This window comes from Bacillus mojavensis (assembly GCF_012648005.1).
Lineage (GTDB): Bacteria > Bacillota > Bacilli > Bacillales > Bacillaceae > Bacillus > Bacillus mojavensis.
The window spans coordinates 1,878,939-1,893,679 of the sequence record NZ_CP051464.1; the positions used below are offsets into that span (position 1 = coordinate 1,878,939).

11 protein-coding genes are annotated in these 14,741 nt (G+C 45.5%); all 11 read right to left on the reverse strand.

Translation table 11 applies throughout. The features are described from left to right. Positions 1-57: 57 nt before the first annotated feature. The gene (locus tag HC660_RS09790; RefSeq protein ID WP_168747965.1) at positions 58-1,587 is read right to left on the reverse strand and encodes an acyl-CoA carboxylase subunit beta; all 1,530 of its coding nucleotides are present in this window, start codon (positions 1,585-1,587) and stop codon (positions 58-60) included. Between the two features lie 19 nt (positions 1,588-1,606). Further along, complete coding sequence (locus tag HC660_RS09795) at positions 1,607-2,389, reverse strand: enoyl-CoA hydratase (RefSeq protein WP_168747966.1); 783 nt, start codon at positions 2,387-2,389, stop codon at positions 1,607-1,609. Between the two features lie 16 nt (positions 2,390-2,405). Next, complete coding sequence (gene ldeG / locus HC660_RS09800; protein WP_168747967.1) at positions 2,406-3,308, reverse strand: hydroxymethylglutaryl-CoA lyase; 903 nt, start codon at positions 3,306-3,308, stop codon at positions 2,406-2,408. A 16-nt stretch (positions 3,309-3,324) separates the two neighbouring features. Next, a complete protein-coding gene (locus HC660_RS09805; RefSeq protein ID WP_010334445.1) occupies positions 3,325-3,546 on the reverse strand; it encodes an acetyl-CoA carboxylase biotin carboxyl carrier protein subunit in 222 nt (73 codons plus the stop codon). A 14-nt stretch (positions 3,547-3,560) separates the two neighbouring features. Continuing rightward, positions 3,561-4,895, reverse strand: coding sequence for an acetyl-CoA carboxylase biotin carboxylase subunit (locus HC660_RS09810; protein ID WP_168747968.1), 1,335 nt, complete (start codon positions 4,893-4,895; stop codon positions 3,561-3,563). A 16-nt stretch (positions 4,896-4,911) separates the two neighbouring features. After that, the gene (locus HC660_RS09815) at positions 4,912-6,558 is read right to left on the reverse strand and encodes an AMP-binding protein (RefSeq protein ID WP_168747969.1); all 1,647 of its coding nucleotides are present in this window, start codon (positions 6,556-6,558) and stop codon (positions 4,912-4,914) included. 41 nt (positions 6,559-6,599) lie between these two features. Next, positions 6,600-7,742 carry an acyl-CoA dehydrogenase family protein gene (locus tag HC660_RS09820; RefSeq protein ID WP_168747970.1) on the reverse strand — a complete coding sequence of 381 codons (1,143 nt, stop codon included), beginning with the start codon at positions 7,740-7,742 and terminating at the stop codon, positions 6,600-6,602. Positions 7,743-8,001: 259 nt separating this feature from the next. Then, complete coding sequence (locus HC660_RS09825) at positions 8,002-8,496, reverse strand: GNAT family N-acetyltransferase (RefSeq protein ID WP_412096229.1); 495 nt, start codon at positions 8,494-8,496, stop codon at positions 8,002-8,004. A gap of 207 nt (positions 8,497-8,703) precedes the next feature. After that, positions 8,704-10,239 carry a glycoside hydrolase family 10-like protein gene (locus tag HC660_RS09830; RefSeq protein WP_168747972.1) on the reverse strand — a complete coding sequence of 512 codons (1,536 nt, stop codon included), beginning with the start codon at positions 10,237-10,239 and terminating at the stop codon, positions 8,704-8,706. Positions 10,240-10,382: 143 nt separating this feature from the next. Continuing rightward, on the reverse strand, positions 10,383-10,775 hold the full coding sequence (locus HC660_RS09835) for a DUF1360 domain-containing protein (protein WP_010334451.1): 393 nt from the start codon (positions 10,773-10,775) through the stop codon (positions 10,383-10,385). A 123-nt stretch (positions 10,776-10,898) separates the two neighbouring features. Beyond that, positions 10,899-14,723 (reverse strand): fengycin non-ribosomal peptide synthetase FenB, encoded by a 3,825-nt coding sequence (gene fenB, locus HC660_RS09840; RefSeq protein ID WP_168747973.1) that lies wholly within the window; start codon positions 14,721-14,723, stop codon positions 10,899-10,901. Positions 14,724-14,741 lie beyond the last annotated feature (18 nt).

The window sequence follows — 14,741 nt, forward strand, 5'->3', positions numbered from 1 at the left end:
AATAAGATTATCGAAAACAATAAAAGGAGCGCTTATTCACGCTCCTGGTACTTCCTTTTAAACTGGATAAACCGGATGTTTTCGATTGGTGAATGTCATTTCCTTTGTCATGTATGCCCTAAGCCGTTTGTGCAATTCTTCGCGCAATGAATTGGCTGGGATTACCGCATCAATGATCATCTCTGAAGCCAAGCGGTATATATTGATGTCCTCTTTGTACTCCTCGCGTTTTCTGCTGATAAAATCAGCTCTCTCCTCTTTCGGCAGCTCGGAGATTTTTTTGGCGTAGACAGCGTTTACGGCTGCTTCAGGCCCCATTACGGCGATTTGTGCGGTTGGAAGCGCTATGCAGCAATCCGGTTCGAAAGCCGGTCCGGCCATTGCATATAACCCCGCTCCATAGGCTTTTCTCACAATCACAGAAAGCTTAGGGACGGTTGCTTCTGACATCGCTGAAATCATTTTGGCTCCATGACGGATGATTCCGGCCTGTTCTACCTTTGTTCCGATCATGAAGCCGGGAATGTCCGCTAAGAACAGCAATGGAATATGAAAAGCGTCACATAATGTGATAAATTTAGCGGCTTTGTCAGCGGAATCGTGGAACAAGACGCCGCCCTTTACTTTCGGCTGATTCGCGATAATTCCGACAGGCTGTCCGTGAATCCTCGCTAGACCTGTAATGATTTCTGGTGCGAATAAAGCTTTGATTTCAAAGAAAGAGTCTTCATCTATTACACGATCGATCAGCTCAAACATATTAAAAGGTGCATTTTGGTTTTGCGGAATAACGTCGGAAAGCGGTATGTCAAAGGGCTTTGGCGGCCGTTTTTCTTGTACAGGCGCTTTTTCTTTATAATTTGCCGGGAAGTAAGATAAATATGAGCGTGCCAAGTGAATGGCTTCTTGTTCAGTTTCTGCGAGAATATCTCCGCATCCTGAAACTGAACAATGCATGCGGGCGCCTCCCATCTCTTCAAGTGACACCTTTTCGCCGATCACCATTTCCGCCATGCGCGGCGAGCCTAAATACATGGACGCATTGCCGTCTACCATGACGACAATATCGCAGAAGGCAGGAATATAAGCGCCCCCAGCTGCGGACGGGCCGAATAGAAGGCAGATTTGGGGAATGCGCCCTGACAATTTGACCTGATTGTAAAAAATTCTCCCTGCGCCTCTTCTGCCCGGGAATACATTGATCTGGTCGGTGATTCTGGCGCCTGCCGAATCGACTAAATAAATGAGCGGACAGTTTAATTTTTCTGCTGTTTCTTGAATTCTGATGATTTTTTCGACTGTTTTTGCTCCCCAGGAGCCTGCTTTCACTGTAGAATCATTCGCCATGGCGCAGACGGTTTGGCCGCCGATTTTACCGATGGCGGTTATGACTCCGTCGGCGGGAAGCCCGTCTGACATACATTCTGCAAAAAAAGCGTCTTCAAGCTCGATGTCATCGTCAAATAAGAGGGCAAGCCGCTCTCTTACAAAGAGCTTGCCTTTTTCTTGGTTGCTGCGATGATACTTCTCCGCTCCGCCTTTTTGTATCCTTTCCGCCCGTTCTGTTCGTTCTTTTTCATAATCCATAAGGCATTCCCTCCGCTCTTTATTCTCCCGTGTATACGGCACGTCTTTTTTCTTGAAAGGCTTGAAGTCCCTCTGTCCTGTCCTTTGTCGGGATCGTGTGTTCATATGCTTTTTGTTCAATTGATAATCCTGTTGCCAGATTTGTATCCAATCCTTTATTGATCGCGAATTTAGCCTGGCGAACGGCAATTGGTCCGTTAGCTGAAATGGCTTCTGCCAGTTCCTCTGCTTTGGCCATAAGCTCACTAGAAGCTGTAACATGCTCTACAAGGTTTATCTCTTTGGCTTCATGGGCCGTTATGCGTCTGCCTGTATAAATTAATTCTTTTGCCTTTCCTCTGCCGATCAGACGGGGAAGTCTTTGTGTCCCTCCTGCGCCTGGGATAATGGCTAAAGCCGTTTCCGGAAGGCCTAATGTAGCATTCTCGGCTGCTATCCGGATGTCGCATGCCATTGCCAATTCAAGCCCGCCTCCTAAAGCACTTCCGTTTATGGCTGCTATCACCGGCTGCGGTAAGGCTTCGAGTAAAGCAGCGGTTCTCTGAATGAAGGATACACTTCTGAGAACCTGATCTTGCTTCATTTTTATTCTTTCTTTTAAATCTGCTCCAGCGCAGAATGCTTTTTCGCCAGCGCCTGTTAGGATGACACAGCGGATTTTCGGGTTGAATTCGATTTCTTGAACAATGGATTGCAGGCCTCTAAGCATTTCTGCCGAAAGGGCATTTGCCGCATGGGGCCTGTTAAGGGTGATGACAGCAATGTGTTCTGTTTTTGACGTAAAAAGGATAGATTCTCCCATTGGTTTTTCCTTTCTTTTATAAAGATGATTTATACACCTGTAAATTTCGGCTCGGAAGATGTTTCCCGATTTTCTCCTCGATCCATTTGGCTGCTGGAAGCAACTTGGCGAGCTTTACGTTTGTTTCGATTCCCATTTGCTCAAACATGTACACGATATCTTCTGTCGCAGCATTTCCTGAGGAACCTGGAGCATATGGGCAGCCGCCAAGCCCGCCTGTTGAGCCGTCAAATATTGTGATGCCCATTTGCAGTGCGGTGAGGATATTGGCGAGAGCTGTTCCCCTTGTATCATGAAAGTGGAGTGCGAGCTGGCTTGCCGGGAACCGTTTCAAAAGTGCTTCAAGTACGATTTCAACCTGTACAGGATTTGCCGCTCCGATCGTATCTCCAAGCGATAGTTCAGAAATTCCGAATTCAAATAAAGAATCTGCTAGGCGAATTACTTGTTCAATCGGTACACGTTTTTCATACGGACAGCCGAAAACTGTGGAGAGATAGGCTCTTACTGAAAGATTTGCTTTTTTTGCGTCGTCGGTTACTTGTTTGAGGACTTGGAGAGTGTCAGCAGTGGATTTGTTGATGTTTTTTACGTTGTGTGTTTCGCTTGCGGACATAAAGACAGAAGCTTCGTCAATACCCCCTTCCAGCGCATTCTCCAGTCCCTTTTGATTAGGGACAAGTGCTGCGTACGTGACGCCTTTTACCCGGCTGATGCCTTTTGCCACATCTAGAGCATCTCGAAGCGCGGGAATCCATTTTGGATGAACGAAGGATGTCAATTCGATATAGGAGAGTCCTGTTTGGGAAAGCTGGTTGATCCAAGCGATTTTATCTTCTGTTGCAAGCCAAACCGGTTCGTTTTGCAGGCCGTCCCGAGGGCCGACTTCTCTTAACATGACTTTTTTAGGATAGGACATGGTCTGGCCTCCCTGATCATTGAGTTGGATCGTTCAGTTCGAGCAGCACATCACCTTCATTCACGAAATCACCTTCATTTTTTTTGACTTCTTTTACTGTTCCGCTTCTCTCTGCAACAATCGGGATTTCCATTTTCATTGATTCTAAAATGGCGACTTCCTGGCCTTTTTCGATGTGGTCTCCGGCTTTAACATGTACCTTCCACAGGTTTCCTGCCATTTGAATGTGTATGGTCATGACAGCTGCCTCCTTTATAAGTTGTTTTTCAAAAAATCAGTTGTAACGTCTCCTTTTTTGAATGCTTCTGATGAAGCAGCCTGTAAAAGAAGCGGAATATTCGTTTTAATCCCTTCTATCCGATAATCACGGAGCGCCTCCTTTAGTCTCTCAATCGCTTCCTCTCTGTTTTGGCCTTTGACAATCATTTTGGCGATCATTGGATCATAAAAAGGCGTGACCGCGCTCCCTGCTGCTACTGCACATTCGTGCCGTACTCCCTTTTGTGCCGGGAGAGAAAAAGCGGTGATTGTTCCCGGTGACGGATAAAAGGTTTTTGGATCTTCCGCATAGATTCTAACCTCTATGGCATGCCCGTTTCGGCTTATGTCCTGCTGAGCGAATTTGAGAGTCTGTCCCTCCGCAACCCTTATTTGCTGCTCAACTAAGTCTAAACCTGTAATTTCTTCAGTCACGGGATGCTCTACCTGCAATCTCGTGTTCATTTCCAGAAAATAAAAGTTTTTATTCTCATCGACTAAAAATTCGATTGTTCCCGCATTGGCATAGCCGATCGCTTTGGCTGCTTTCACTGCCGTTTCTCCTATCTTCATTCTCAGCTCATCATCAACAAATGAAGATGGGGCTTCTTCAATGACCTTTTGGTGGCGTCTCTGGACAGAGCAATCACGTTCAAACAGATGCACGGCATGCCCGTGGTGATCTGCAAGAATTTGAATTTCAATGTGGCGGGCGTGTTCAATCACCTTTTCTATATACATGGATCCGTCTCCGAAAAAATCTGCTGCGCGCTTTTTGTTTCCTTCATACGCCTTTATCAATGCTTCTTCGTTAGGAACGAGCTGCATTCCGATGCCGCCTCCCCCTGCTGAGGCTTTCAGCATAACGGGGTAGCCGATTTCACTCGCGGCGAGGCAGGCTGCCTGAATGTCTCCAAGGGATTCGGAAACGCCGGGCACTACAGGAACACCTGCCTCCTCCATTGCCTTTCGTGCTTCAATTTTACTTCCCATTTTGGCAATGACAGCTGGTGAAGGGCCGATAAACACAATGTTTTCTTCTTTGCAGCGTTGCGCAAAACGGCTGTTTTCTGACAATAATCCATATCCCGGATGGATGGCATCGGCATTTGCTTTTTTCGCTGCCTCTATGATTCTCTCAATATTTAAATAGCTCTCACTGACTCTCGATTTTCCGATATAATAAGCCTCTGTTGCTGCCTTTGTATGGAGCGCATCTCTGTCTGCTTCAGAATATACGGCTGCCGTTTTGATCCCAAGGCGGCTGCACGTACGAATGATTCTCATTGCGATTTCTCCCCGATTGGCAATCAGCACTTTTGTAAACAAATGAATTCACCCCTCATTAACTTGATGGTAAGTGAAACAGCTGAATCGTTTTTTCACGCAACTTATATTTTTGAATTTTGCCTGAGGCTGTCATAGGATACTCGTCTGTAAAGATGAAATAGCGCGGAATTTTGTGGCGGGCGATTTTCCCTTTGCAGTAGGCTTTCAGCTCTTCGGGTGAAGCTGTTTTCCCCTCTTTCAGCTTAATCCAGGCAGCAGCCTCCTCCCCGTATTTTTCGTCAGGCACACCAACTACCTGTACATCTAAAATATTTGGATGGCGGTATAAAAATTCTTCTATTTCTCTCGGATAAATATTTTCACCGCCTCTGATGAGCATGTCTTTTAATCTCCCGGTCACGCGGCAGTATCCGTCCTCATCCATAACAGCGAGATCACCGGTAAATAGCCATCCGTCTGGGTTAATTGCCTTTTGGGTAGAATCTTCGTCTTTATAATAGCCCTTCATGACATGATAGCCGCGGGTGCAAAGCTCTCCCTGTCCACCTCTTTGAACCTCATGAAACGTGCCGTGCTCCACAATTTTCACTTCGACCTCAGGCAAGGCTCGGCCGGTTGTTTCCACTCTTCTTTGGAAGGAATCATTAGCTCTTGTTTGTGTGATCACCGGCGAAGCTTCCGTTTGTCCGTAAGCGATTGTGATGTCGGTCATGCCCATTTTTTCAATGACAGCTTTCATCACTTCGCTTGGACAGGATGATCCGGCCATGATGCCTGTTCGCAATGATGACAGATCATAAGAATCAAAATTCTGATGATGAAGCTCCGCGATAAACATGGTCGGTACGCCGTGAAGCGCTGTGCATTTCTCGTTTTCAACCGTTTTAAGGACTGTGGCAGGTTCAAATTCTACAACAGGTACCATAGCTGCACCAACGGACACACATGCCAAAACGCCAAGCACGCAGCCGAAGCAATGGAAAAACGGAACCGGGATGCACATGCGGTCAGATGAGGTTAATTTCATACATTCAGCGATATTTACGGCGTTGTTGATGACATTAAAATGAGTCAGCATCACTCCTTTAGGAAATCCTGTCGTTCCTGACGTGTATTGCATGTTAATCACGTCATTTTTTTCAAGGCTGTTCATTCTTGCTTCCAGCTCGACATCTGTCACTGTTTGTGCCAGCATCTCTGTATCGTCCCAATGATACATACCTGGTAAACGTTTTTCACCGATATAAATCAGTGTTTTTAAACACGGATAGCGTTCTGATTGCAGCTGCCCTGGCTCTGCATCCTTCAGCTCAGGAATTAAGCTGTTGAGGATTCCTGTATAAGAAGTGCCGCGATAGGAATCCATGACGATAAGCGCATCCGCATCTGATTGTCTCAGCAAGTAATCAAGCTCTTGGGCTTGGTAATTCGTATTCACGGTAACGAGCACGGCCCCGATTTTTGCGGTGGCGAATTGAGCAGCAAGCCATTCCGGTATATTCGAAGCCCATATGGCCACGTGGTCTCCCTTTCCAATCCCCATCCCCATAAGTCCTTTAGCGGTTTGGCGGCACAGCCTGTTGAATTGCGCGTACGTGTAGCGGAGATTCCGGTCGGGATAGACAACCGCTTCTTGATCAGGATAGGCTGCTGCCGTTTGTTCCAGCAGCCTGCCGATTGTGCAATGGATGAGTTCGGCCATGTTTCGGTCCTCCTTTCACGAGATCAGAAAGCGTTTACATTTTATTTCAGAAGCTGTCTGGCGATCACGATACGCTGAATTTCTGATGTGCCCTCTCCAATTTCCATCAATTTTGCATCCCGCAGCATCCGTTCAACCGCGTATTCCCTCATGTAGCCGGAACCGCCGTGGATTTGAATCGCTTGGTTGCATGCCCTTGTTGCCATTTCAGAGGCAAACAGCTTGGCATAAGCCGCTTCTTTCGTAAACGGGCGCTTATGATCTTTCAGCCAGGCCGCTTTTAATACCATTTGCCGTGCCAGATCGATTTCCATCGCCATGTCGGCAAGTTTAAACTGAATGGCCTGAAAGGAAGAAATCGGCTGTCCGAACTGCTTTCGTTCTTTTGCATAGGCTAGGGATGTGTCTAGTGCCGCTTGAGCAATGCCGACTGCAAGAGCGGCAATTGAAATGCGTCCGCCATCCAGGGTATGAAGAAACTGTTTAAATCCTTTTGAAGGGTCGCCGAGCAGGTAATTTGCGGGTACACGGACATCCTCTAGCAAAATTTCCGCTGTATTTGACCCGCGCACACCCATTTTATCGTATGGGCTCGTTATGGTAAGGCCGGGTGTATCAGTCGGAACAATCAATGCGGAGATGATATTATGTCCGCTCTCGTTTTTGCCTGTCACTGCCGTCACAATCACCGTACGTGCGTAGCTGGCATTTGTGATCCAGCATTTTTCGCCGTTCATCACATATTCATCACCATCTATAACCGCTTTCGTTTGCGTGCCTCCTGCATCAGAGCCGGCATTTGGTTCTGTCAGACCGAATGATCCGAGTGCTTTGCCGGAAGCTAGAGGAATCAAATGCTCCCGTTTTTGTTCTTCTGTCCCGAAGTAGTATAGAGGGCTTGCACCGAGTGAAACTGCAGCTGCATAGCTTAATCCTGTACTGCCGCATGCTTTGCCAATTTCCTCAACAGCTAAGGCATAGGAAATCGTATCTCCGCCTGATCCTCCATATTCCTCAGGAAAGGGGATGCCCATCAGCCCGAGATCACCCATTTTTTGAAACGTTTGTATCGGGAATTCACCCGTTTGATCCACATGTTCTGCGTGAGGAGCAATTTCTCTCTTTGCAAAATCCTTTACCATTTCACGTACCATTTGCTGTTCTTTTGTCAGCTCAAAATTCACTTGGTTTCCTCCTTCACATCTTTGTAACATCCTATTAAGTGAATTCAGTAATCATTCCCTGACAAAAGAAGTCTGAAAATTAAAATGGAACCACTTTCTATATGACAGCAGCAATGGAATGAACAAATATATGGCGTAAGCACATACCATCCATATTGAAAAGCAATCCTTGCCCTTCAGAAAGTGCCGGGAGGATGAAGGCATGGTTCCAAAGGAAAAACGTATCAATAAACAAGCCGCTGCTCCCATTTTTCTCGTTTCATACATCAAAATCTGCAGATTCAGATGTATTCCTAGATATTTCTAAGTCGACAACTCCTTTGCCGGCCCAATAAGAAGCCTGTCTAATTAAGCCTTCTCTCATAAAATTATTTTTCAAGAGGACTTTTTTTGACGCTTCATTTGCAGGAATAACCTCTGCTTGAATTCGGTTTACGTTGACTTTTTTAAATAAAAAAGTGACCAGCATTTGGACGGCTTCAGTTGCAATGCCTTTACGCCAATAATTTCGTCCTAGAAAGTATCCTATGGTTACCATGTTTACTTTTTGGTTAAAATCCATTGCTTCAATGATCCCAACCAATGCAGTCCCTTGATACTTCTCGAAAATCCCCCATTTAATTTTGCTTTTTTTCTGATAATCTCTCTCAAAATGGCTAATCATTTTATGTATTGTCTTTATGTGATGTTTCGGAATGATGCCGCAGTATTCAAATACTTTGTCATTGTTATAGATTGAAAATACAGCTTGCAAGTGTGTCTCTTCGATCTTTATTAATACTAAATGCTCGGATTCCAATACAGGAACTCGGTAAAAATCATTTCCAAATTCACGTTCTTTCCTCCATTTGTATTTCTTTTATTTGTTTCTCTTAGTCCTTCAGCACCGGCCATACGTTTCCTGTCTATTCATGAAAAATGGAATATAAAGAGACGGCTAGTAAATAGCCGTCTCTAAGGGCTATTGATTTATTTTTCTTTTCGAGGCCTTACTTTCGTTGTGAAGCCGATCTGCTGACGTGACATAATACGTATAGGTTTTATTTGGTTTTGCCGTGTCATCCAGGAAGGTTTGCTTGTCGTTTGTTTTTCTTGCGGTGGCCAGTAATGCTTGCTTCTGTTTTCCTTCAGATCTGTATATCGCATAATAGGCTGTTTCCTTTGTTTTTCGATTTGATGGGTGGTCTTGTATGTGCAGGAGATTTCCGTTATCGTCTGCGGTTACTTTGGTCAGTTTCGGTTTTTTTGGCGCTTTGCTGTCGAGCCAAGGCATTTCGGGTACCAGTGCGGGCTTACTGTACAGGTCGGTTATGAGTCTGTCTTTGATGCCGAGCGGATTATTATTGAGGTCTTTGAGGCTGAAATGCATGCTTCCTTTCACCAGCTCCAGCTGACGGTTGAGGTTGATTTGTCGGGCGTATTCTTCAGGATCGGACCATGGCGGGTCAAAATTGTTATTGATTTTATAAGCTGCCTGCCCGATGTATAAATGAACGGGTCTGTTTTTGACTTCGTTGCTCCACCAATCAGCCAGCACGTCATAAGCCGCTGCGTTGAAGCCGATGCTCCAGTAAATTTGCGGGGCGATATAGTCGATGTCGCCTTGCTGGATCCAATGTCTCGTATCTGCATAAAGATCATCATAATTTCTGACGCCTGCTTTGGTATTTGATCCGGTTGGGTCGTCTTCTATGTTTCTCCATACACCGAATGGGCTGATGCCGAATTTAACATATGGTTTTTCAGCTTTGATTGTTTGATTGATTTGGCTGACAAGCTGGTTTACATTGTCTCTTCGCCAGTCATCAATATCGGGAAATATGTCTTTCCCGTATTGTTCGTACTGTTCTGAATCAGGGAATTCCTGTCCGGCTATTTTATAAGGGTAAAAATAATCATCCATATGAACGGCATCAATATCATAATGCTTTACGACTTCTTCAATGCCCTCGACGATAAAATCCCTCGCTTCAGGAATGCCGGGATTATAATAAAGCTGCTTTCCGTAAGCAGCGACCCAGTCAGGATGCTTTCTTGCCGGGTGATCCTCAGACAATTTATTGAGATCTGTATGGTTCATCGTAATGCGGTAAGGATTAACCCAAGCGTGAAATTCAAGATTTCGTTTATGGGCTTCTTCAATCATAAAAGCGAGCGGATCATAACCTGGGTCTTTTCCTTGAACACCAGTCAAATATTCAGACCAAGGCCCGTAAGCGGACGGATAAAAGGCATCGGCCGTCGGCTTAATTTGAACAATGACGGCATTCATTCCCATTGACTGAACGTCATCCAGCAGGCTGAGATACTCCTGTTTTTGCGCTTCAATCGATAACCCTTTTTTTGATGGCCAATCAAGGTTTAATACGGATGCAATCCATACGGCTCTCAGTTCCCTGTCCGTTTGTGCTTTGGCCAGATATGGAACGGTTATGATCAACGTTCCGATGAGCAAGCTGACAAGAATACGTACGATCGGCTTTTGACAACCCTTCATTCTGTTTCTTCTCCCCCATTACATCGCTTTCACTATTTCGTTAATACGGTATTCCCGGGCTGTAAAAGGGTGCTTAATCGATTGAAGAAACCGGAATTATCACCGGGTGAACGTAAAAAAGTCCCGAAGCATCTTTATCTGCTTTAGGACTTTTTATCATTTATGAGTATTTGGACACTTTTTAACACGTCAACGAGTTTTACGCCTACGCCGACAGCTGATTCAAGAATGGCCTGTGCGCCTGCGATCGATAATATGAAAATCACCGGAACAGCGATATCAGGTAAAAAAAGATAGCCCAGCCCAATCAGGATGGCACACCAAACGCCGGCGCACCAGTAGCAATTAAGCATATAGCCAAAGTTTGAGGCCGGCACGTTTTTTTCATTCACGTGCCCGTTTGCATCAACAGTCCTTTTCTTTTTCATAAAAGGTTTTCGGATGAATTCAGTAATTTTGTCGAATACAATTAAGTGTGTCAGCCTGTAACTCGCCAGTATCAGCATAAAAAAAGTAAGCCAAGAAAGATGTTCCATGACAAGCCTCCAAGAAAAGGGATGTTGTTATCATTCCCCGCATTTTTGCATCCATTCTTATGCGCGACTCTCTTGCAAAAAGAAAACCGGACAGAGAATCGCTTCCGTCCGGCCTGCATTTGTTTAATGCTTGTTTGGTAGCATTTTTTGATCTGACGTAATCTTGTCTAATATATCAAGTATGATGTTTGCATTCTTTTCAGCACATTCACCTTCCAGCATGTCTTTGTGCGCGCCGTACCCGGTGTATTCGGTATAGCCTTCCTCAGAGGCGTCTTGCCATTTCTGTAATACCATCGGGCCGCTTGTTTCCGACTGAATGCCAGCTTCAATGAAATGAATGTTTGACTTGATGCGGCCTTCATTTATTAGCTGAGCCCAATAATCCTGATAGCACCTTTTTTTCTGCATCACTGTTTCTCTGACTGCTTCCGGCAGGTATGCGGCTGAGTCGTCTTTTTCGGTATCTGCTGTTATAGACTGATCCTTTTTGTAGGCGTCTACGATAATGAAGTCACTGACTACTAATCCTTTCTGCTCCATAGCCTGTACGACCTCAAAAGCCAAGTTTCCGCCCGCGGAGTAGCCTAATAGAACGTACGGTCCTTCTGGCTGTATGTCGGTGATGCGGCTGACGTATTGTTCGATGCGGCTGTCTTCCTCAATAAAATGAAAGCCATACACGGCTGCTTTGTGATTTAGCTGTAGTGCCAAGTCTTTGAAATAAATCCCGAAGCCTGAAATCGGCGGGAAGCAGAAAAGGTTTTTTCCGCCTTGCTCGTTCAGTTGGATCACATGCTGTTCGCCAGCCGCTGTCAGCTGATTAGAATAAAGCTTATCCGCAAGCTGGGCGATCGTCGGATTTTCGAATAAGACATCGATTGGTATATCAATATGCTGATGATGTTTAAGCATGTGTATCACTTGAAGCGCTTTTAGTGAATGTCCGCCAACAGCAAAGAAATCATCATGTATTCCGATCGTTTTGACACCGAGTACGCTTTTCCAAATTTGCATCAATTCCTGTTCGACCCAGTTTCTGGGCGGTGTAAGATCCTGACGATTTTCAGGCTCGTTTTCAGGAATAGGAAGTGCGCTGCGATTGATTTTTCCGTTTCCAGTAAGCGGCATACGGTCAACCCGGACCCAGCGCTGCGGAATCATGTAGTCAGGAAGCACACGTGCCAATGCAGCGCGAATTTCCTTTTCGTTTCTGCTGCCATCACTAACATAATGCGTGTATAGCTGCGCCTCTCCATCTGTTTCCACCGATGTAACTGCTGCTTCACGGACCCCTTCAATTTCTAACAGACGCGCTTCAATTTCAGCGGGTTCAATCCGTTTTCCGCGAATTTTAATCTGCCTGTCAATCCGGCTGATATATTCTAGATTCCCATCTGGCAGCCATCGCGCCAAATCACCGGTACGGTATATTCTTTTTCCAGGTATGAAAGGATCAGGAGAAAAAACGGCAGCTGTTACATCATCTCTATTCAAATAGCCTTTTGCCACCCCGTCACCGCCGACACATAGCTCTCCGGGAACGCCTATTGGCAAGAGACGTCCTTTTGCATCTAAGATGAAAGCGGTACAATTGCTGATCGGTTTCCCGATCGGGATTGGAGTCGTATAGTCTCTTTTAATCTCAAAAAAGGTTGAGAACGTCGTGTTTTCCGTTGGTCCATAGATATTATAAAGCGAAAGCTTCGGACACGCGTGTCTGACAGTTTTTATAAGCTCAGGCGACAGCGCTTCGCCTCCGACATATAGCGTATGAAGCCTGCGGAACATGTCAGCTTGAGCTTGTGCCAGCTGATTAAAAAGAGCAGTTGTCAAAAACAGCACTGAGATGTTGTTTTCAAGTAAATACGCGCCAAAAAGATCTGGTGTCAGCATTGTTGATTTATCAATGATATGCAGAGTTGCTCCTTTTAAAAGAGCCCCAAACATTTCAAAGGTGACGGCGTCAAAGCTGATGGATCCTGTCAGGATAAAGCGGTCATTTACAGAAGCTGATGTGTAATTGCTGTTGCAAACAAGGGACACGACATTGCGATTGGTGACCATGACGCCTTTAGGCCGGCCTGTCGAACCGGAAGTATACATGATGTACGCGAGATCATCCGGGCCAGTGACGATTTCCAAAGGTTTCGTATGTTCTTCAATCAGCGCCTCTGCATCTGCAGAAATGAAGGTTCCTGCAAACGCTGTGTTTGGCTCCAGTCCTTTTTGAACAATCAGCATAGCGGCTTTTGTCTCGTCGAGCATATAGCTGATCCGTTCAGGCGGAAGCTCCGCGTCAAGAGGAAGGTATGTCCCCCCTGCTTTTAAAACAGCCAGTACACTAATGATGAATTCAGGAGAATGACCAGCCAAAATACCCGCTGTCCCGTTTCGGCGCAGCCCGTTTTCATACAATGTTCTGGCCAGTGCATCCGATTTTTGATCGAGCTCACGATAAGAGATGGACCTATTTCCGTAAACTAGCGCCGTTTGATCTGGTGTTTTTGCTGCCTGTTCGCGGAATAGATCTATTACTGTTTTGTTTTTCGGATACTCCGTCGAAGTGTCGTTACATTGTGTCAGCATCTGCTCTTTTCCTTTCGGATCAAGAAAGGAAAAGTCTGCAACGGGAATGTCAGGGTGATCTGCAGCAACTTGTAACGCTTGTGTAAGCTGTCTTTGGATGCAGGTCATCCAGGCAGCATCATACACGTGCGCATTATAGCTGAACTTGATGACGAGTTCATCACCGGGAGCAACGACAAGGTTAAAATTGTACCCTGACTGTTCAGACACGTTTACATTGTCTATTTGCAGAGGTGAATCAATCCGATCAGCTGAGTCAGCCATTTTTTGCTGTAATGGATAGTTTTCAAAGACAATAATGTGGTCAATCAGTTCCTGTTTTAAGGCGGTGTTTGCCTGAATATCGAATAAAGGATGGCAGGTAAACGGCTCGGCGTCCAGCATATCTTTTTGACAGCGGGTGAGCAGTTCTGCTAACGTTTCTTCTTTGCCTGTTTGAACACGAACCGGAACCGTATTGATAAACAATCCGATCATTGACTCAACACCCGGGATTTCAGATGGTCTGCCTGAAACGACTGCGCCAAAAACGACATCGTCCGTTCGGTTGTAGCGCTGGAGCATGACACCCCAGACCGTTTGAATAAAGGTGGCAAGCGTGACGCCTGTTTGTTTGGCGGTCTCTTTCAGCTTGTCCGTCAGCTTTTGATGTAGAGTGAAAATTAATTCTTCGCGGTAATACCCTTCTTTTGCTTCTCTGTCCGTCACCCGAGGCAGCGGTGAGGGGGTGCTGTAGTTTTTCAGATAAGCACGCCAGTAGTCCGCTGCCGTTTCTTTGTCTTGTTTTGTCAGCCAAGAAATATAGGTGCTGTAGGGACGGACAGGCTCCATAGAAAGGTGATTTCCTGTATGGATAGATTGATAGATTTGCATAAATTCCTGCAGAATGATCCCGAGACACCAGCCGTCCATTAAGATGTGATGATGACTCCAGACACAGACATGCTCATTATCCGCTTTTTTGAGCAGAGAAATCCGCATCAGCATGTCTTTTTGCAAATCAAACCCTTTTTCCTTATCTATCTCTTTAAACTGTTCAATATAATCATTCTGCTCATTCGTTTGCAGGCTGGAAATGTCCTCATTGTGCAAATGGAATTTCCGTTCTGTCATCACGACCTGCCGAGGCCCCGATAAATTGGGGACGTGCGGCAGAAATACGGTTCTGAAGATATCATGGCGGTCGATGATGGCTTGAATACTGCGCTGAAACATCTCATAGCTAAGGTTTCCTTTTATCGTAAAGAGCGACTGCTCAACATATGCTCCCTCCTCTTTTTGGAGGAAGGAATGAAACAGCATGCCCTCCTGCATATAACTCAGAGGATATATGTTCTTGATTTTTTTGGTTTTCCCCATATGGCCTGCACCTTTCTA

Excerpts from the sequence above, each read along its gene's own strand:
- HC660_RS09790 (WP_168747965.1), bottom strand. The coding sequence starts at position 1,587 with ATGGATTATGAAAAAGAACGAACAGAACGGGCGGAAAGGATACAAAAA.
- HC660_RS09835 (WP_010334451.1), bottom strand. The coding sequence starts at position 10,775 with ATGGAACATCTTTCTTGGCTTACTTTTTTTATGCTGATACTGGCGAGT.
- HC660_RS09815 (WP_168747969.1), bottom strand. The coding sequence starts at position 6,558 with ATGGCCGAACTCATCCATTGCACAATCGGCAGGCTGCTGGAACAAACG.
- ldeG (WP_168747967.1), bottom strand. The coding sequence starts at position 3,308 with ATGTCCTATCCTAAAAAAGTCATGTTAAGAGAAGTCGGCCCTCGGGAC.
- HC660_RS09805 (WP_010334445.1), bottom strand. The coding sequence starts at position 3,546 with ATGACCATACACATTCAAATGGCAGGAAACCTGTGGAAGGTACATGTT.
- HC660_RS09830 (WP_168747972.1), bottom strand. The coding sequence starts at position 10,239 with ATGAAGGGTTGTCAAAAGCCGATCGTACGTATTCTTGTCAGCTTGCTC.
- fenB (WP_168747973.1), bottom strand. The coding sequence starts at position 14,723 with ATGGGGAAAACCAAAAAAATCAAGAACATATATCCTCTGAGTTATATG.
- HC660_RS09795 (WP_168747966.1), bottom strand. The coding sequence starts at position 2,389 with ATGGGAGAATCTATCCTTTTTACGTCAAAAACAGAACACATTGCTGTC.